This is a genomic window from Aminobacter sp. AP02, assembly GCF_003148805.1.
Classification (GTDB): domain Bacteria; phylum Pseudomonadota; class Alphaproteobacteria; order Rhizobiales; family Rhizobiaceae; genus Aminobacter.
This window is the reverse complement of the sequence record NZ_QGGX01000032.1, coordinates 13152-30817: the sequence shown is the minus strand read 5'-3', so window position 1 is coordinate 30817 and position 17666 is coordinate 13152. Positions and strand designations below refer to the sequence as shown.

The window sequence follows — 17666 nt, the reverse complement described above, 5'->3', positions numbered from 1 at the left end:
TATCGCATCAGCTCGATGACAAAATCGTAGACGTCGCCGCGATATTTGGTCTGGGTGAACTCGACGAGCTGGCCGTCGGCAAGGAAGCAGCGACGCTCCATGACGAGCAGTGAGGTGTCCTCCGGCGTGTCGAGGAGCTGGCGCTCCTCCTCGGTGGCGGGCTTGGCCTGCATGCGTTGCAGCGCCCGCACCGGCAGGGCGCCGGTGGCCTCCAGATACTCGTAGAGCGATTCTTTGACGGCCTGGGGATCGGGTACGAAACGGGCCGGCAAGGTTGCCGTCTCGATGGCGATCGGCGTGTCATCCGCGGTGCGCAGGCGTGTGAGGCGGACGACCTTTTCACTGCCGGATATGCCCAAAGCCATCATTTCGGCGGGGGAGGGTCGTGAGATTTCACGCGAAATCCACACGCAGCCCGGCTCGAGCCCGCGCGAACGCATGTCTTCGGAAAAGCTTGTCATGGTCGCCAGCGACTTTTCCAGTCGCGATGACACGATGGTCTTGGCGCCCTGGCGGCGGTCGAGCAAACCGTCCGAGACGAGACCGTCAATGGCCTTGCGCACGGTGACGCGCGAAATGCCCAGCGCATCGCACAAGGCGCGCTCGCTGGGGATGACCGCGCCGCGCTTGAGGTGTGTCGCCGCGATCGCCGCCTTGATCGCGTCTTCGAGCCGACGATAGAGCGGCTCGCCGCTTTCGCCTGAAAGTGCCTTTGCGAGGAAGTCTAAAATGGCCTGATCGCCCATCGGAGCACCTGTGAACAAGAGGGCTCCTTTATGCAGAATTTTTTTGAGGTGTTAAACTGGTATTGTTCTTGTCAGGCCCTTTCAGGCGAAATTTGCCTTGACTTCGGTCATGGGCCGCCGACGACAAGCGACAGAAATTCCCGTGCCGCTCGGGTCGCATGGCGCTCCTTGTGGCGGAGCACGAAGAAGCTGCGCTTGGGCAGGGCGAAATCGATGGCGACCAGGGTGCCGGCCCTGAGCGCGGCTATGGCGACGAGCCGCGACATGACGGCGACACCCGCACCGGCTTCGGCTGCCGCGCGGATCGATTCGTTGGAGGGCATTTCGAGCGCGACATCGAGGCTGCCCGGCTCGACGCCTAGGCTTGCCAGAACCGCCTCGAAGTTCGAGCGCGTGCCCGAACCTTGCTCGCGCAGGATCCAGCGCGCGGTCTTGAGGTCGCGTGGCGAGGCTGGCGGCGTCAGCGTCCAGGGATGGCCAGGAGCCGCGACCAACACCAGTTCGTCCTGGGCCACGGGCTCGACGGCAAGTGCTGCATCGTCGATCTCGCCTTCGACGAATCCGAGATCGGCAGAGCCGTCATGGACTTGAGCCGCCACCGTCTCGGTATTGCCGATGGTGATGCCAAGGGAAATGCCGGGATAACTCGCCTGGAAGCGGCACGCGATCTGGGGCAGCCAGTAATTGGCAACTGTCTGGCTGCCGGCGAGCTTGAGTGCGCCACGCTTGAGGCCGGCGAGATCGGCGAGGACCACTTCGGCGGAACTGGCGCGGGCGAGCACCGCGCGCGCTTCCGACAGGAAGATCCGACCGGCGTCGGTCAGCACGATACGCCGGCCGACCCGGTCGAACAGCTTTGTCTGGTAGCGCGCCTCAAGCGCCGAGACGGCGGCACTTGTCGCCGATTGGGTCAGGTTCAGAGCCTGGGCTGCTTGCGTGACGTGCTCGCGTTCTGCCACCGCGACGAAGATCCTGAGCTGTTCGAGGGTCACGGCTTTCCTTTCGGTTTCAGCCCAGAAGCTTGACCAGCATTAGAGAGAAAGTCGCGATGAAAAGGAACGCGCCAAACCCAAGAATGAGTGGACGAGCGCCGCGAGCCCAAAGTTTGCGGATGTCGGTTTCGAGACCCATGGCGGCAAGGGCCATGGTCAGCAGGAAGGTGGTGAGCGTGACGATCAATGCTTTCGCCTCGGCCGGAATGTCGATGAGGCTGTTGAGGCCGACCATGGCGACGAAGCCGAGCACGAACCACGGCATGGGTGCCGACGCACCATTGTGCTCGCTGCCCGTGGATTTCGCGCGCTGCCGGGCGGCGAGGCCGAGCGCGATCACCATCGGCGCCAGCATCATGACGCGGGTGAGCTTCGCCACGGTACCGAACTCGCCGGACTGCTGGCCGCCCTGGAAGGCGGCCGCCACGACCTGGGCGATCTCGTGGATCGACGCGCCCGCCCACAGACCATAAGCCTGGGGGGCAAGGTGAAACATGCCGGCCAGCAACGGATAGGCAAACATCGCGATCGAGCCGAAGACGGTGACGCAGGCGACCGCATAGGCGACGTCCTCGTCGGGCGCCTGGGTGACAGTATTGGTGGCAATGACGGCGGACGCGCCGCAGATCGAGGTGCCGGCGGCGATCAGTTCGGAGAGCTTTCGATCGACGCCGATCAGCTTGCCCAGCCACAGGGTGAAAGCGAAGGTGGCCAAAAGCGTTGCGGCGATGATTGCGATGCCTGTGGCGCCAACTGCCGCGACCTGGGCAGCCGTCAGCTGCAGGCCAAGCAGGATGATGGCGAAGCGCAATACCTTGCGCATCGAAAACGCCACGCCTGGCTTGGCCAGGGCAGGGGTGCCCACGAGATTGTGGAAGGCCATGCCAATGACGATGGCAATGATCATCGGGCTGAAAGCGGAGAGGCCGGGCAGAAGCCTGAACGCGAAAGCCGATGCCGCGAGAAGCGCGACAAGCAACAGGCCGGGCAACAGGCTGCGCAGGTGTCCGTGCGTTCTGCGGGAAACCGCCGGTCGCGGGCCGATGGCGACGGCATCTGCGGTTCTTGTCGGGATATGAGCGTTCATGGCTTGGTCCTGCGTATTTCAGGTACAAGCTATTCGTCGGCTTTTGATCAATCCAACGTGTAATTTCTGTTGAATCGTTCGATAAAAGCGATTGATCGAGCGGTGGCCCTGTGTCGCTTCCATTCTGACACTGGACGGGGCGCGCAGCGCGGCTATAGCGGTGCATCGGCGCGATCGAGGTCGCGCCCCTTCGAACCTCTCGCCAGTCGGAACGACAATGCCAGTTCACGAGATTGCAGCACTTGGGGCCGCGACATGCTGGGCCGTCACCGGATTGATCTCGGCCGGACCGGCAGGTTATCTCGGTGCTCCGGCATTCAATCGTTTGCGCCAGATATTCGTCACCGCGCTGCTTGCGATCTATGTCCTGGCCACCGGCACCTGGCGCGAACTCGATGCCGGAAGTGCCGGCCCTCTGCTTTTGTCCGGGCTCATCGGCATCTTCGTTGGCGACACGCTGTTGTTTGCGGCGCTCAACCGGCTGGGGCCGCGCCGTTCGGGCATCTTGTTTGCGTTGAACGCGCCGATTGCCGCGGTGCTGGGATGGCTGATGCTGGGTGAGGACCTGGCGCCGATGGCCGTCGTCGGCATCGCCCTGACCGTTGCCGGCGTGTTGCTTGCGATCCTGTTCGGCAAGCGCCGGGCGCAGCTTCACGCCTGGGAGACGGTGAAGGGGCCGTTGTGGATCGGCGTGGCGCTGGGCCTTGGGGCCGCGACCGGGCAGGCGATCGGCTCGATCATAGCAAGGCCGGTGATGGCGACCGGCATCGACCCTTTCTTGGCGTCGATGCTGCGTGTCGGCATCGCAGCGGTTTGTCTCAGCGTGCTGATCCAGTTGCCGATACCGGCAGTCAAACCCAGAGCGCCGCTCACCTGGAAGGTCGCGGCACTGACGGCGCTGACCGGGTTCATAGCACTTGCCATGGGCATGACATTGCTCCTGTTTGCGCTTTCGGGCGGCAAGGTGGGGATCGTGTCGACACTTTCGGCCACCTCGCCGGTGATCATCCTGCCGATGCTGTGGGCGCGTACGGGTGAGCGGCCCGCCGGCGGCGCCTGGGCGGGTGCGGCACTGGTGGTCGCCGGAATGGCGCTGATTTTCATGCGCTGACCATGATGGCCGAGCCTGCAGAGCGATCGCGGCGCCTCGCCATTCATGGCGCAAGGTTGTGTCGTAAGGTAATGTAAGTGTGGGTGAGCGCGGGCGGCGATCTTGTGGGAGGATTCGATGCCTTGTGCCAACGCGAATACACCAGCGAGACTTCTGACCCAGAACGCTGCCGAGGCATCGGTTCTTTGCCTCATCAACGAAGAGCGCGCGGCAAATGGGTCTCCCCCACTGACGCTTAATCTTCGGCTGCGGGCCGCTGCGCGCCAGCATGCGAACGATGCCCGGACGCTCAAATGGTGGGCTGGGAATGGCCCCAAAGTCCACGTCAATCCGGTGACGGGCTCCAAACCGCAGGACCGCATCAAGGATGCGGGCTACTGCCCGGAGGAGCCCAATTGCCCAATGAACGAGAACGCATACGCCGCCTGGTACCAGGGTGGACCCGAATTCCAGACTGGCACCACCCCCCAGGCAGCCGTCACGTGGTGGATGAACAGCCCAGGTCATCGCGACACCTTGCTCGATCCTGATTACAACGAGACGGGTGTCGCGGTGGTGCTGGGCGTGGCTGAAACCGGAACCGGCGCCGACAACGCCGACGGCGGTGGTATCTTTGTGCAAACCTTCGGCGGTTGCCGGAAAACGGATCCTGCAACGCTGGGAGAGCTGTGGGACTGGGGCAGGAACGATGTCGGGCAACTCGGCGATGGTTCGACGACGGATCGCCACGTGGCTGTGCACCCCGAGGGGTTTGCTGACATTGTGGCACTGGCCGGAGGCAGGGGGCACAGCTTTGCCCTGCTCGGCGACGGCAGCGTTCTAGCCTGGGGCTTCAATCCGCTCGGCCAACTGGGCGATGGCACCACGACCAACCGGCTGACACCGGTGCAACTGTCGTCGCTTGGCCAGGTGATAGCCGTAGCTGCTGGCAATTCCCACAGTCTGGCGCTGCAGCGTGACGGCACTGTGCTGACCTGGGGCGCCAATCACGTGGGGCAACTGGGCGATGGCAGCACCACAGACCGGGCCGAGCCTGCCCTGGTGGAAAAATTTGGCGATGTGATAGCCATCAGCGCCGGGTTCAATTTCAACCTCGCGCTCAAGGCCGACGGCACTGTGTGGAGTTGGGGCGAAAACAACTGGGGGCAGTTGGGCGATGGCACGACCACGCACAGCTCGATCCCGGTCCAGGTGACAAACATCAGTGGCGTTGCTGCAATCAGCGCGGGTTTCGAGTATGGACTTGCGCTCAGGGCCGACGGCAGCGTCTTGGGCTGGGGCTCAAACAATTCCGGGCAATTGGGGGATGGCTCCACCACCCAAAGGCATGCGCCGGTGAAAGTGCGTATTCCCGATGGTAGTGGACCGATCTCGGCGATTTCCGCCGGCGGTTTCCACAGCATGGCGCTCGAGCAGAATGCCCGGGTATGGACGTGGGGCGGCAATGGATACGGGCAACTCGGTAACGGCGACACGACCGACCGCCTTCTCCCGGTGCGTCCGGTGAACATGCATGACGTGACTGCGATTGCCGCGGGATTTGGCCACTGCCTGGTGCTCAAGCGCGATGCTACCGCTTGGAGCTGGGGCATGAACAATTACGGCGGCCAGCTTGGCGACGGCACCATCATCGACCGATCTGTCCAAGTGCTGGTGAAGGGACTTCCCGGCATCTCCATCATCGCGGCGGGGACGTTCCACAGTCTGGCGAGCTAGAGCAAAACTCCCGGCATGTCGTTGCGCTCCGTCTCGGGAATGTTGTGGGGTGGGAGTGCGCGCCACTGGCTAGAAATCCGCGCGGTCACGACGCGCGGATCGGGCGCGACAGGGCCGGGACTCCGCGTTAGACTGGAAAAGCCGGTCGCACACAACGGGAGGTAGCCATGAAAGGGCTCTATATCCTCGCATCGGTCTCGTTAGTGTTTTCAACCTCCAGCATAGCCGCCGAACTCACGGCTGAGGTTCCAAAGGGGGACCCCGAGTTCATTGCAAAGGCAATGTCTGCTGCTCCCGCAGAAATCGCGAAGGATGCCACTATCGTTCGACTGTCTGACGGGTTCAACCCGACCATCGTCAGGGAAGGAAAAAATGGATGGACCTGCTCGATCGATCTCGACGGCGGGCCTTGGTGTGCCGATGCCGTAGGGGTCGAATGGTATAAGGCCGTGTACACTCAAGGTGAGCCGCCTAACAAAACCGGCTTCGTCTACATGATGGTCGGGGACATGGGCACCAGCAATCACGACCCTTATGCAACCGACAAGTCGCATTGGGTTCAGACAGGTCCCCACGTCATGATCGTCGGCAAGGCGGCGCACGAGATGGCGGCGAGCTACCCAAACAAGGTGGACCCCGATCCCACCCACCCCTACGTCATGTTTCCGGGCAACAAGTATCAGCACCTGATGCTCCCCACCGACATGGAAAGCGGTCATCACCAGTAGCGCGCTTCACCGCCGCGTCTCGACCGGTCGCGGCGGGTTACATTGCTCGGGAAAAATCACCGATACAACAAGGGCCTTCGAAGGCGGATATATGCTTGGCCTTGAAAGTGGCGCACAGCTTGTCGATTTGCACCCAATCGCAATCGTTGCGCATCGTAAATGGCTTCTGAAGCTGAGATGACGTAAGGTTTATATTCAATAGCCCCGCGTTTCGTAGACGCCCTCGGATTGCATACTTTGCCACCGTTCGAATTCGACGGTGACAGCATCCCGTTCCTCGCGTCTGTGCGCTTCGGGTTGTGAAACATCCCGACGTAGTCGAATAGGGGCCCGGCATAAGGCGGACGATGCACTCGCCGGAAGCCCGTAACTCCGCAGAGCTGACTGCCACCGACAGCAGGCTCACCACTTCAATATCCGCAGGGGGTTCGACGGGTGCCTGCGCAGGTGGTTCGCTTCGAGCTGGACGAGCCGCTTGTGGAAACCAGCGCTCGGCCAGATCATGTAAAGCGCGCGGATAAAGTCTCTCGGCACGCCAAACGGCAGCAAGCCGAGCGTCACGTCGCTCCAGTCCGCCCGCCGGAACGGCTCGACCAGCCAGCTAGGTTCCTCGCGAAAGGGTGTCAGCTTGTGGTGCCAGGAGATCCGGCTGCCATCGCGGCATGCCTATGCTCGCAAGATGGTTCTCTGCCAGCCCGATCGACGGCTTGAGATAGTCGAAGGTTCCATGCGTCCAGATGGCGAGGTCATGGAACGCTGCGGCAATCGCGATCTTCTCCACAACCTCTGCGCCTGGCGCCGCGTGAGCGGCGCAGAGGTTGGCGATGCGGTGCGTGTGGTTCCAGTAGCCGGCGAAATCGCCGCCGAGCGCATCTGCGTGCGCATCAAGGATCGCGCCTAGCGTCGCGATCTCAGTGATGACGAGCCTGGGCGCGTCCGCCGACATGGTGCGGCTTATGCCATCAGGTGCTTGTCGATCCAGCCGGCGATATCGGCCACCACGCCCTCCTTGCCGATGTCGGCGAGCAGGTCGTGGTAGTGCCCCTCGTAAAGCTTCAGGGTCTTGTCCTTAGAGCCGACGGTCTCGTAGAAGAATTCGCTGCCGTGGCAGACGGTCGCCTTGTCCGAGGTGCCGTGCATGATCAGCACCGGCAGCGTGATCTCAGGGAACGCCTCGCGCAGCCGCTCGTCGGCGCGAACGAGTGCTGCGACCGTCAGGGCCGGCTGCGCCTCATGCGCTATGAGCGGATCGTCGTTGAGGTCTTCGACAACCTGCGGGTCGCGCGAAAAGTCCTCGTTCTTGAGCTTCAGCACCGGCAGCCGCGGGGCGATGTGACTGAGCCCCTTGATTGCCGCCAGAGCAAATCCGGGCGCCGGCACCTGGAAGGCAAAGCTCTCGCAGATGAAGCCGGTGAGTTCCGACTGGTTTTCGAGCGTGTAGACCGACGACACCACACCGCCTGCGCTGTGACCGAGCAGGAACAGCGGCAGGCCCGCATTACGCTGCTTGGCGATCCTGATCGCGCCTGCGACATCGCTGACGTAGTCGGCGACGTCCTCGACATAAAAACGCTCGCCGTCCGACTTGCCGCGGCCGCGCAGATCGAGCGCGAAGACGGCGAAGCCGCGCGCCACGAATTGCTCCGCCGACCAGCCATATTGGCCGCCATGCGAATTGACGCCGTGGCAAATGACGATCACCGCGCGCGGCTTCCCTTTGGGCTGCCACGACCGCAGGAAGATCTTGAGATCTCCCTTGCCATCGAAAGTTTCTTCAGTCGAACCTGCTCCCCATGCTTGCATCGTAGCCATCTCCCCTCAAGCCCCATCACGAGGCTGCAATATAGTGCTTCTGCCCGGGATTCCGTGCAAGTGAGGTTTGTATGAGTAAGTGCTCGTACAGCATCAGGTTGAGCTGACGCGCACGCCCATGGGGCGGGCCGCACGGGTCGGGCGAGCTCAGGCACCCAAGCTTGTGTTCGCCATGGACCGTTTGCCTGCGCCGCAGCTGGCGTTCTAGGCGAGCGTCCTGGTCCATAAGACCAAATGGCCCGCCTTGTGGCGAGCCGTCGAGTTGGGATGAACGCTTTGAAGGCCCGTATTTGCGGCCAAAGGGCAGGGCCGTTCCAGGTTTTCTTGTCGAGATTGCGATGCCAGGATTGGCCCTGAGGGCGTTGCCGCTCCTGAAGCGAACTGGAGACCTAAATTGATGCTCCTGTAACAGGGCGGTCGACGAGAGGCGGGCCTACAATCTCTGGGCCATGGCCCGGAACTATGTCGCACCGAGATCATTGGGGTTGGTGGGGATTCACCCGACGAGGAGACAGCCATGCCGACCAAAGCGAAGGGTCTTGAAGACCTGTTCCATGACACTCTCAAGGACATTTATTATGCCGAACGGAAAATCTTGAAGGCGTTGCCAAAGATGGCCAGGGGCGCGCAAGCACCCGAACTGAAGGCTGCCTTTGAAAAGCACAAAGATCAGACTGAAGGCCATGTCGAACGGCTGCAGCAGGTGTTCGAGATTTTCGGCAAGCGTGCCCAAGGCAAGACTTGTCCTGCCATCGACGGCATCATTGAGGAGGGCGAGGAAATCCTTGATGAATTCAAGGGGACACCCGCCGGAGACGCTGGCTTGATCTCCGCGGCACAGGCGGTCGAACACTATGAAATGACCCGCTACGGCACGCTTAAGCGCTGGGCTGAGATCCTCAACAAGCCCGATGCTGCAAACCTGTTGGGTCAAACTCTGTCGGAAGAAGAAACGACCGACAAGGATTTGACGAAGATTGCGGATAGCTCGGCTAATCGCAAGGCCTTGGCCGCCTAGTTTCGCTGCCATTGCTTTGGGGGCCTGGTGCTTAGGACGCTCGATCGTTCTTTCCATCCGAACGAAAGTGGTCGATCGGCCAAGCCCAGGTCCTGCCAAGCGGAATAACACAGCTTTCGGAAAAAGCGAGGGTGTCCACATTACCAACTTGCGTGTGTCTCGAGTGCGCCGTCCATTGTAGTCGCTGCAAATCCGCGTCGGTACTGAGCGACGGAGATGAGCGGATCAACGCGCAGGATCTTGGCAATAATGAACTGCCGGAGGGCTTCGTCCTCTGCATCTGGCCAGATTGGGTCGGATGCAAGTCAATGAGTTCAAGCGAGGGCTCATCCTTGTGGCCTCAACCCCGACCAAATTGTGTTGCCTTCAATTGATCCAAGGACAGGGTGTCCGGCCTGACGCATGGTCTTGCCGATACCGCGAAATTGCCGAACGCAATCTCTAAAAGCGACCAAAGATTTGCCTTTCATGCAACCGTCTCTAGAGCTTGTGCGTTGAGCAGCATGGAAATGACGCCAACAATCTGGATAAAGGGTGGCGAATTTGCCCTCCGCGATATCGTCTCGGTTCCCGACGCAGTCGATTTTCTCGAAGGGTGGCCACTCGATAAACGCAACCCGTTCTTCTATCTGGCAGAGCAGGCGCTGCAGGGCGCAATCAATGGCTCAATACCCATTGACCAAGCCAGGGAAGCGTTTGAAACTTTCTGCAACGAGGCTGGGATACTGGTTGGAGAGCCTTTGAACGAATAAGCCTAGTTGCACGCTGACCGGAAGCGCCGCCGTCGTATTTCCAGGGAGGTTTGCCGCGCTGACTAGCGGTCGCTTATCAAAGCGCTTTGCCCACAGTCGCCTGGCTTCATCATCGGTGGTCGGTTGGTTCGCTACTAAGGTAGCCCCCAGTGCTACCCGGCGACAAGCCTGCGCGGGATTGATAGCCGACCGTCTGGCCGACGCTTTATGGCTGTAGAGTGGTGATTGCTGACATCCAAGCAAACGCGGTCGGCCACAGTTCGTTCCTTGCATCGCCAGCACCAGGAACAGTCTCAACCTCCTCCTAAGAATTCTGCGTGTGTTTCGGCGTGGAATAAGGACCCCGTTTCAGGGGTGATCGGCATCCAAAAAGGACCCCTGTAACGCAGGGTTGTCACACTGCCTCCGGGTTCATCGGAGGCATTTGTTTTGGATGTTGGATGTGGAGACGATTGCCAAGATACGTCGGCTATCCCTTGTCCATGGGAAGTCGATCAAGGAGATTTGCCGCGAGTTGCGGATTTCCCGGAAGGTGGTCCGCAAGGTTCTGCGATCCGACGCGACGGAGTTCCGTTACGAGCGCGAGCGGCAGCCGATGCCGAAGATCGGGCCCTGGCAGGGTCAGCTCGATGAGCTGTTGAATGGCAATCACAGCAAGGTGGGGCGCGAGCGGCTAACGCTGATCCGGATATTTGAGGAGCTTCGCGGGCTCGGATACGACGGCAGCTACGATGCGGTTCGCCGATACGCGAAGAGCTGGGCGAAGCGGCAGGGATCGGCGACGGCGGAAGCCTATGTGCCGTTGTTCTTCCCGCCGGGCGAAGCCTATCAGTTCGACTGGAGCCACGAGATCGTCCTGATCAACGGCGTGACGGTGACCGTAAAGGTCGCCCATGTTCGGCTTTGCCACAGCCGCATGATGTTCGTGAGGGCCTATCCGCGCGAGACGCAGGAGATGGTGTTCGATGCTCACGACCGAGCCTTTGCCTTCTTCGGTGGGGCCTGCACGCGCGGCATCTACGACAACATGAAGACGGCGGTGGAGACGGTGTTCGTCGGCAAGGACCGGCAATACAATCGCCGCTTCCTTCAGATGTGCAGCCATTATCTTGTGCAGCCGGTTGCCTGCACGCCGGCGTCTGGCTGGGAGAAGGGTCAGGTCGAGAACCAGGTCGGGCTGGTGCGTGAGCGCTTCTTCACGCCGCGGCTGCGCTTCAAATCCTATGATGAGCTTAATGCTTGGCTGCACGACAAATGCGTGGCCTACACAAAAGCGCACCGTCATATCGATCAGCCGGAGCGCACGATCTGGGACGTGTTCGAGGAAGAGCGCGGCAAACTGGTCGAGTATCGCGGTCCCTTCGACGGTTTCCACACGGTTCCCGCCTCGGTGTCGAAGACCTGCACGGTGCGCTTCGACAACAACAAATATTCGGTGCTGTCGACGGCCGTTGGCCGCCCCGTCGAGATCCAGGCCTATGCCGGCCGCATCGTCATTCGCCAGGACGGCGTTGTCGTTGCCGAACATGCCCGTTCGTTTGGGCGCAGCGAGACCATCTACGATCCCTGGCATTATGTCCCTGTGCTCGTCCGCAAACCCGGTGCTCTACGCAATGGCGCGCCGTTCCAGGGCTGGGTTCTGCCATCGGCAATGGAGCGGGTGCGGCGCAGATTGAAGGCGGCTCACGACGGCGATCGACAGATGGTGGCGATCCTGGCGGCCGATCCGGCGCCGGCCATGACCATTCTCACACCGGACGCTCTTCGCCTGCAGCATGAGCCGCTCGCCGACTGCGCCCGTTACGACAGCCTCAGGAGGGCAAGCTGATGGAACGCACGCAGGTTCTGGAACTGATGGGGACGCTGAAGCTCTATGGCATGCGCAGCGCCTATGACGAAGTGATGGCAACCGGTATCAAGCGCCAGCATGAGCCGCCCAGGATCGTCGGTGATCTGCTGTCGGCCGAGATAGCCGAGAAGCAGGCGCGATCCATCAAATACCAGCTCACCGTTGCCAAGCTGCCAATCGCAAAGGACATCGAGGAGTTCGACTTCGACGGCACGCCGGTCAACGAGGTGCTGGTCCGCGATCTTGCCAATGGCACCTTCGTCGCCGACCAGCGCAACGCCGTGCTCATCGGAGGCACCGGAACCGGCAAGTCGCATTTGGCGATTGCCCTTGCCCGCGCCCTGATCCGCAACGGAACGCGCGGCCGCTTCTACAATGTCGTCGATCTCGTCAACCGTCTGGAGACCGAACATCGCGGCGGCAAGCAGGGCCGCATCGCCGACTACCTGACCCGGCTCGACTTCGTTGTGCTCGATGAACTCGGCTATCTGCCGTTCGCCCAAGCCGGCGGGCAGTTGCTCTTCCATCTGATCAGCAGGCTCTACGAGCGCACCTCGATCATCGTCACCACAAACCTGGCGTTCGGAGAATGGCCCGCCGTCTTCGGCGACGCCAAGATGACAACCGCGCTGCTCGACCGCCTGACGCATCACTGCGAGATCATCGAGACCGGAAACGAGTCCTGGCGCTTCAAGAACCGCGCCTGATCACCCCATCAAGCCGAGCCGCGCTCGCCGGCCTACGCAACCCAGACCAGCTCCGCCCGGCGAGCGCTGACCGTCGCGCATCAGATGGAGGGGGTCCCTTTTGCGCGCCGATCCAGGGTTCCTATTCCGGGCCGATTGACATTCTGCGGCATTCCTCTACCAGGCCACGTCTGCTCGACGTATTTCGCTCTTGGGCGTACCTTCCAGACCAGCTTCCTCTACGGCTTCCTGTGTGATTCCCGTTGTTGGTGGCCTCAGCTGTCGCAGCTATCGGACCATTTCAGGGTGTTCGCGTGGGATGCGCCCGGCGCGGGTTCGTCTTCAGACCCACCTGAAACGTTCACGACGGCGAGCTACGTCCACTGCCTGGCGGGATTTCTGGACGCCCTTGGAATTGCGCGGGCCCACATGCTCAGCCTGTCGTGGGGTGGTGTCCTGGCGCAGGAATTCTACCGTCCATATGGCGGACGTGTCCGCTCCCTCGTTCTTGCTGACACATATGCCGGCTGGAAAGGCTCGCTGCCCGAGCGGGTCTGGAAGGAACGGTTCAATGGTTGCCTACAGGACGCAGGGGGGCACCTCAGACACTGGCCGCCAAGTTTGTCCCAAGCGTCTTCACCCCCGCTGCCCCGCAACACCTTCGGGCAGAATTCTCCGCCATCGTATCTGACTTCCACCCCGCCGGGTTCCGTGTCATGGCATTGTCGTGCGCCGAGGTCGACACCACAGAAATGCTGCCAGCCATCGACGTGGGTACTTTACTGTTGTGGGGCGAGCATTATCGTCGCAGTCCTCCACACGTTGCGGAGCAATTTCATGCAGCGATACGCGGAGCGGAGTGCGCGATTATCCCGGACGCTGGACACTTGAGCAACATGGAGCGCCTCGTGGTGTTCAATAGCCATGTTCGGCGTTTCTGCCTGCGCCATAACTGACAGCCGTCGTCCTACCGGAAAAAGCTGGCTCCCATTTGTGCGGCTCCTAACCTTGAATGGGCGGGGTCCGCCAATCAAGCGGTTGCATCGCGTATGACTTGATTGCCACTTCTTGCTGTATGCCTAACCGAGAGGGCTGGTTTCCAGCCTTCCAGAAACAACCAGACCCGCCAGGTTGCGCCTGGCGGGTCATATCCTCAGCTAGCCATTTCTCGATGCGAGGTCAGACGACAGGCGGAATGCGCGCCGCGTTGCGCCTGCGCTCTTCCTCGATCTCCCGAGGCGAATATGAGTCAGCCGCCTCATCGAAAGCGCTCCAGCCCTCGTCAGCATAGGCAGCGCGACGTTGCCTGAGATCCACCCAATTGGAGTTTTGGAGGATCGATCGTGCCGTGTCCTCCTCGGCTCCTTCTGTCACGCGGGCCGTGACGAGTGTCCCACCGCGACGAACGCCTTCAGCATAGACGTGGGCGTCCTCAGTAGGCACTCCAGAATCAGTGAGTGCCCCGATAAGTCCGCCAGCAGCACTGCCGGCGAGCGCGCCTGCCGCAGCGCCAGCGGCGGTTGCCGCCAGCCAGCCCGCGGCTACAACTGGGCCGACACCTGGGATGGCCATCACGCCAAGCCCGGTCAACAAGCCTCCCGCCCCGCCGACCAATGCCCCGATGCCCGCGCCGGTACCAGCAGCACCGGCCGCATCTGAATCTTGGTTTTCGTAGGAGCCATCTGCATTGCCGGCGATCAAGCTGATATCATCGTGGGCAACACCAGCTTGCACCAGTTTGTCGACAGCACCCTTGGCGTCGGAATAGTTGTCGAAAAGTCCTGTTACACTTATCATCATCTTAGTCCTTCCAGAGTAAGGTTACTGGGCTACGACATTGCCCTGGTAGTCGAGCGAAACGACAACTTCCTTGCCGTCTTTTGTCGCCTTGCCCTGCCAGATTCCGGTTTCGGCCTTCACCAGCCCCGAAACATTCTGGAAGCCTGCCTCTTCAATTCTGGTCTTGGCTTGCGCTTCGGTGAAGCTGTTTGCCCCTGGGACAGGCGCTGTCGGATTCGTCGAATCCGGAGCAACGATAGCCGGGGTATTGCCGTCACTTGAGGGCTGGGTCTGGGCATGGGCATAAAGCCCCGTGGCGGCGAGCAATGCCGCGCTAAGTATAAGTTTTTTCAAGATTTTTCTCCTTGCATATGTCGGAAATAGAACCTTTGGGCGGTCGAATGGTTCCAAGAAACATTCTGCTCCTGGATATTGGCGTTCGCGCATTTGGCTGCCTCTCCGGCAGCGGCATGCAGGCGCGCAACGACGGTCGAGGATGTTCCAAGCCAAGGACCCCGCAACCCTGAGGCCGCGGGGCGTGGAGAGGCGGATGCCTTACCTATATGGCGAGTAGCACTGCTGCCTCGGCCCATTGTAAGGTTGGAACGTGTTGTCAGCTGCCCTGTATGACCGATAGCGGTCATAGCACCATTGAACGTGCGAATTGCCGTAGCGCGCGGGTTGGGCATATCGAGGTTCTACATATCGCGGCTGGTTGATCGCGCTGCCGATTATTGCCCCGGCCACAAAAGCGCCAGCCGGATACCAGAAATCATCATACTGGCGATAACCTGGACGATAGTCGCGGTAGCCACGGTGGCCGTTCATATAGTAGCCGTCGCCCCGTCGCGTCACGTGGTAGCGGCGGTCATACTGAACCTGCTCGACCATCGTCGAAGCTTTGGGGCCCTGCGGATGAAAAGCGGGCGTGGCACTCGCCGGAAATGCCGACGCTACCGCAAAGGATGTTACCATCGCAGTTGCCATTATTCCTGAAGTTAGGTTGCTCATCTTTACCTCCTCGTGAAGACGATGTGAGGCTTAAACGTCAGGAAGAGGCGGAATGTTCCGATAAAAAAATCGGTAGTGGTTTGTTTCATATTTTCCAATATGGATAGAAGAGCTGGAAATGTTTGCGCAATACTAGCGCGTGTCCCGAGGCGATCTCCATCGGCGCTTCAGAAGCCCATTTCGCGGCGTTTGTCACGATCCCGCGACGATTGACGGAGCGATCCACTCGCAGGCCGTCTATCGGGGAGGCGGTTTGCTAGTGCCCCGGAGCTTTCTCGCTTGGACGTAACTAGCTGACCGGCTGATGGTTCCCCCGGGGTAGCGACCAGGTCGATTTGTCAAGGTGGTGCCCGCAGGGAACTCAGGTCGGTCACAAATGCCTCAGGATGGGCGTTGCGCTCGGAGCATGCGCGTGGCCACGACGGCACTCGTAAAAGCTACGGTAATCAACGAGAGCAGTGCGATGCCGTTCGCATAGCTGTTTGATGGGATCCGGTAGCTGGCGGGGTGCTTGATCGGCTTCGTAGTTGCGTCAACAATGCCAGCCAGATCTGCTCTGCTTCCCCGTCGAACCGAGTATGCGCGTGTGATCTCTGCGCCAAACAAGAATATTTGCGAAGAGTAGTAGACCCAAAGCAGCAGCACCAGGAGCCCGCCGGCCGAGCCGTAGGAGGATGCTAGGGCGCTTGTCGCAATGTACCAGGCAATCAACGATTTCCCGATGCTGAAGAGAGCGGCGGTTACCAAGGAACCTACTATGACATCGCGCCACATGAGCGATCGATCAGGGAGGATCTTGTAGATAGCGGCAAACATCGCGGCAATTAGCGTGAAAGAAACCGCTACATTTATGATGCCAAGGATTATTGTTCCGAATGGCAGGTGTGCGTTGATGATATCTCGCATGGCCGAGATCGCCGCACTTGCTATCAGCGAAACCAACAAGAGAAATCCAAGAGCAGCGACCAGACCCAAGCTCACGGCCCGCGCTCGCACCAACCGCGACACCGAGATGCCGGTCGGTTGCACTTTCCATATCGAATTCAACGCTGTCTGCATCTCGCCAAAGACACCGGAGGCGGTCACAAATAGCGTGACGAGACCAATGGCGGCGGCCCATGTTCCGGCCACTTTGCCAGTTGCACTCTCCAGGGCGACCTGAAGCAGGTCTGCAGTTTGCGGGCCCATAAGGCCGGATATCTGGGCTGACAAAGCCAGTTGAGCAGCGTCGTGCCCGAACACTGCACCCGCAATCGCGATTACGATGAGAAGGATAGGTGCCAGCGAAGTGGCCGCGTAAAAGGCCATCGCTGCACCTCGGCTAAGCGCATTGTCGCTGACAAAGGCAGTGAGGCTTTCTTTCAGTAGGCCCCACGACTGGACTATTGAACGATGCATTCCGAGCCCTTCCCAGACATCGAGTTGATTGGAACGACCGTTGGGGCCCCTCGAAGACTAAATGCGGATCCTCGCTTTGGTGGCGCGTTGCTTTCGGCGACAAGCACATCGCCATTCGGCAGGACATGTAGCCAGCGAGGGTGGTCGAGGCCGCCAGCGAATTCGTTGACGCTTAGCCCAGGGGCTGCCGTGGGCGTCATTCCATGGGGCCATCTTTTTGCTGTGGCGACGTTTAGAGTCGGGACGGGGGTCGGGTGAGGCTTGGGCAGGGTAGGTCGCGGCCCATATCCTTGCTCGACAGGGATTGTGGCTCTCTCCATCGACAAAGAAGAACAACCAACCGGAATGAGCGATCCGATTACTGCAGCGCAAATCCTTGTGGCCCTGGTCAATGGATCTGCCTCCAAGTTTTGCTGAATGGGCACTCACCCAAAGCGTTCCTCGAGTAACGCCGTGGAGGCGGGCGGTGTTCCTGAACGATTGGCTCGACATCTAAGGAAACAACGCGGGTTTCGATCAGGCTGCGTTGCCCACCGGGAGAAAGCCGGCACAAATCGCGCACCGTCTTTTTCGATTGGCGAAAAGCCGTCCGTCCACTCGACATCGCGCGGCAGGCACGGAACCGTTTCGGTCCCCACCGGTTGATACACATCAACTCAGGAGGATTGATATGTTGTACCGAAGCACAATTGCCGCCGCCATCCTGGTCGCAGGAACCGCGTTTGCAGCGGCTCAGACCGTGGTTGTGACCCCTGAACAGCAAGTCTACGTCCGCGAATACGTGAAAACCAATCCGGTGGTCGTCGAACGTCCCTCCAACTTCGAACTGGTGGTTGGAGCGATCGTTCCTGACATTCTCAAGCCAGGCGCGCTTGCCGACAACAGGCTGCCTCATCAGTATCAGTATGTCGTAATGGATGGCCACACAGTGCTTATCGACCCGCAGACCCGCAAGGTCATACAGATCATCGACTGACCTCG

At 60.6% G+C, this 17666-nt stretch carries 16 protein-coding genes and 2 pseudogenes; 8 read left to right on the top strand and 10 right to left on the bottom strand.

Annotated features, from left to right (window positions below):
- The 3 genes from C8K44_RS25380 to C8K44_RS25370 form a co-directional block, all read right to left on the bottom strand.
- Positions 1-764 (bottom strand): GntR family transcriptional regulator (locus tag C8K44_RS25380; RefSeq protein WP_348626357.1); only part of this gene is annotated, 764 nt, incomplete at its 3' end.
- A gap of 89 nt (positions 765-853) precedes the next feature.
- Complete coding sequence (locus C8K44_RS25375) at positions 854-1738, bottom strand: LysR family transcriptional regulator (protein WP_109578542.1); 885 nt, start codon at positions 1736-1738, stop codon at positions 854-856.
- Between the two features lie 16 nt (positions 1739-1754).
- Positions 1755-2825 carry a YeiH family protein gene (locus tag C8K44_RS25370; protein WP_109578541.1) on the bottom strand — a complete coding sequence of 357 codons (1071 nt, stop codon included), beginning with the start codon at positions 2823-2825 and terminating at the stop codon, positions 1755-1757.
- Between the two features lie 217 nt (positions 2826-3042).
- Here C8K44_RS25370 and C8K44_RS25365 point away from each other — a divergent pair, with 217 nt between their 5' ends.
- The 3 genes from C8K44_RS25365 (at position 3043) to C8K44_RS25355 (ending at position 6380) form a co-directional block, all read left to right on the top strand.
- Positions 3043-3936, top strand: a complete 894-nt coding sequence (locus C8K44_RS25365) for a DMT family transporter (protein ID WP_109578540.1) — start codon at positions 3043-3045, stop codon at positions 3934-3936.
- A 102-nt stretch (positions 3937-4038) separates the two neighbouring features.
- Positions 4039-5652 carry a CAP domain-containing protein gene (locus tag C8K44_RS25360; RefSeq protein ID WP_146204006.1) on the top strand — a complete coding sequence of 538 codons (1614 nt, stop codon included), beginning with the start codon at positions 4039-4041 and terminating at the stop codon, positions 5650-5652.
- A gap of 167 nt (positions 5653-5819) precedes the next feature.
- Positions 5820-6380: a hypothetical protein gene (locus tag C8K44_RS25355; protein WP_109578538.1), complete on the top strand. Its 561-nt coding sequence runs from the start codon at positions 5820-5822 to the stop codon at positions 6378-6380.
- 601 nt (positions 6381-6981) lie between these two features.
- On the opposite strand, the gene C8K44_RS25350 is transcribed toward C8K44_RS25355, so the two are convergent.
- Together C8K44_RS25350 and C8K44_RS25345 are read right to left on the bottom strand one after the other, a co-directional pair.
- Positions 6982-7326: a hypothetical protein gene (locus C8K44_RS25350; protein ID WP_109578537.1), complete on the bottom strand. Its 345-nt coding sequence runs from the start codon at positions 7324-7326 to the stop codon at positions 6982-6984.
- A gap of 8 nt (positions 7327-7334) precedes the next feature.
- A complete protein-coding gene (locus tag C8K44_RS25345; protein ID WP_199227204.1) occupies positions 7335-8192 on the bottom strand; it encodes an alpha/beta hydrolase in 858 nt (285 codons plus the stop codon).
- A 517-nt stretch (positions 8193-8709) separates the two neighbouring features.
- On the opposite strand from C8K44_RS25345, the gene C8K44_RS25340 reads away from it, so the two are divergent.
- The 4 genes and pseudogenes from C8K44_RS25340 (at position 8710) to istB (ending at position 12518) form a co-directional block, all read left to right on the top strand.
- Positions 8710-9210, top strand: coding sequence for a ferritin-like domain-containing protein (locus tag C8K44_RS25340; protein ID WP_109578536.1), 501 nt, complete (start codon positions 8710-8712; stop codon positions 9208-9210).
- Positions 9211-9596: 386 nt separating this feature from the next.
- Complete coding sequence (locus C8K44_RS25335) at positions 9597-9962, top strand: DUF982 domain-containing protein (RefSeq protein WP_146204005.1); 366 nt, start codon at positions 9597-9599, stop codon at positions 9960-9962.
- A 433-nt stretch (positions 9963-10395) separates the two neighbouring features.
- Positions 10396-11857 (top strand): annotated as a pseudogene (gene istA, locus C8K44_RS25330) (IS21 family transposase).
- On the top strand, positions 11790-12518 hold the full coding sequence (gene istB, locus C8K44_RS25325; protein WP_109578533.1) for an IS21-like element helper ATPase IstB: 729 nt from the start codon (positions 11790-11792) through the stop codon (positions 12516-12518). Before istA ends, istB begins: the two are co-directional and overlap by 68 nt.
- A gap of 1158 nt (positions 12519-13676) precedes the next feature.
- On the opposite strand, the gene C8K44_RS25315 is transcribed toward istB, so the two are convergent.
- From C8K44_RS25315 to C8K44_RS28065, 5 genes and pseudogenes are all read right to left on the bottom strand, one after another.
- Complete coding sequence (locus C8K44_RS25315; protein ID WP_109578544.1) at positions 13677-14294, bottom strand: hypothetical protein; 618 nt, start codon at positions 14292-14294, stop codon at positions 13677-13679.
- 24 nt (positions 14295-14318) lie between these two features.
- Positions 14319-14630 carry a hypothetical protein gene (locus C8K44_RS25310; RefSeq protein ID WP_109578531.1) on the bottom strand — a complete coding sequence of 104 codons (312 nt, stop codon included), beginning with the start codon at positions 14628-14630 and terminating at the stop codon, positions 14319-14321.
- Positions 14631-14831: 201 nt separating this feature from the next.
- Entirely contained in the window at positions 14832-15287 is a 456-nt protein-coding gene (locus tag C8K44_RS25305; RefSeq protein ID WP_109578530.1) for a BA14K family protein, read from the bottom strand.
- 381 nt (positions 15288-15668) lie between these two features.
- The gene (locus tag C8K44_RS25300; RefSeq protein WP_109578529.1) at positions 15669-16685 is read right to left on the bottom strand and encodes a YihY/virulence factor BrkB family protein; all 1017 of its coding nucleotides are present in this window, start codon (positions 16683-16685) and stop codon (positions 15669-15671) included.
- Positions 16686-16729: 44 nt separating this feature from the next.
- Positions 16730-17005: pseudogene (locus C8K44_RS28065) on the bottom strand (sorbosone dehydrogenase family protein); the annotation flags it as partial.
- Between the two features lie 350 nt (positions 17006-17355).
- Here C8K44_RS28065 and C8K44_RS25290 point away from each other — a divergent pair.
- On the top strand, positions 17356-17661 hold the full coding sequence (locus tag C8K44_RS25290; protein ID WP_109578528.1) for a DUF1236 domain-containing protein: 306 nt from the start codon (positions 17356-17358) through the stop codon (positions 17659-17661).
- Positions 17662-17666: the final 5 nt, after the last annotated feature.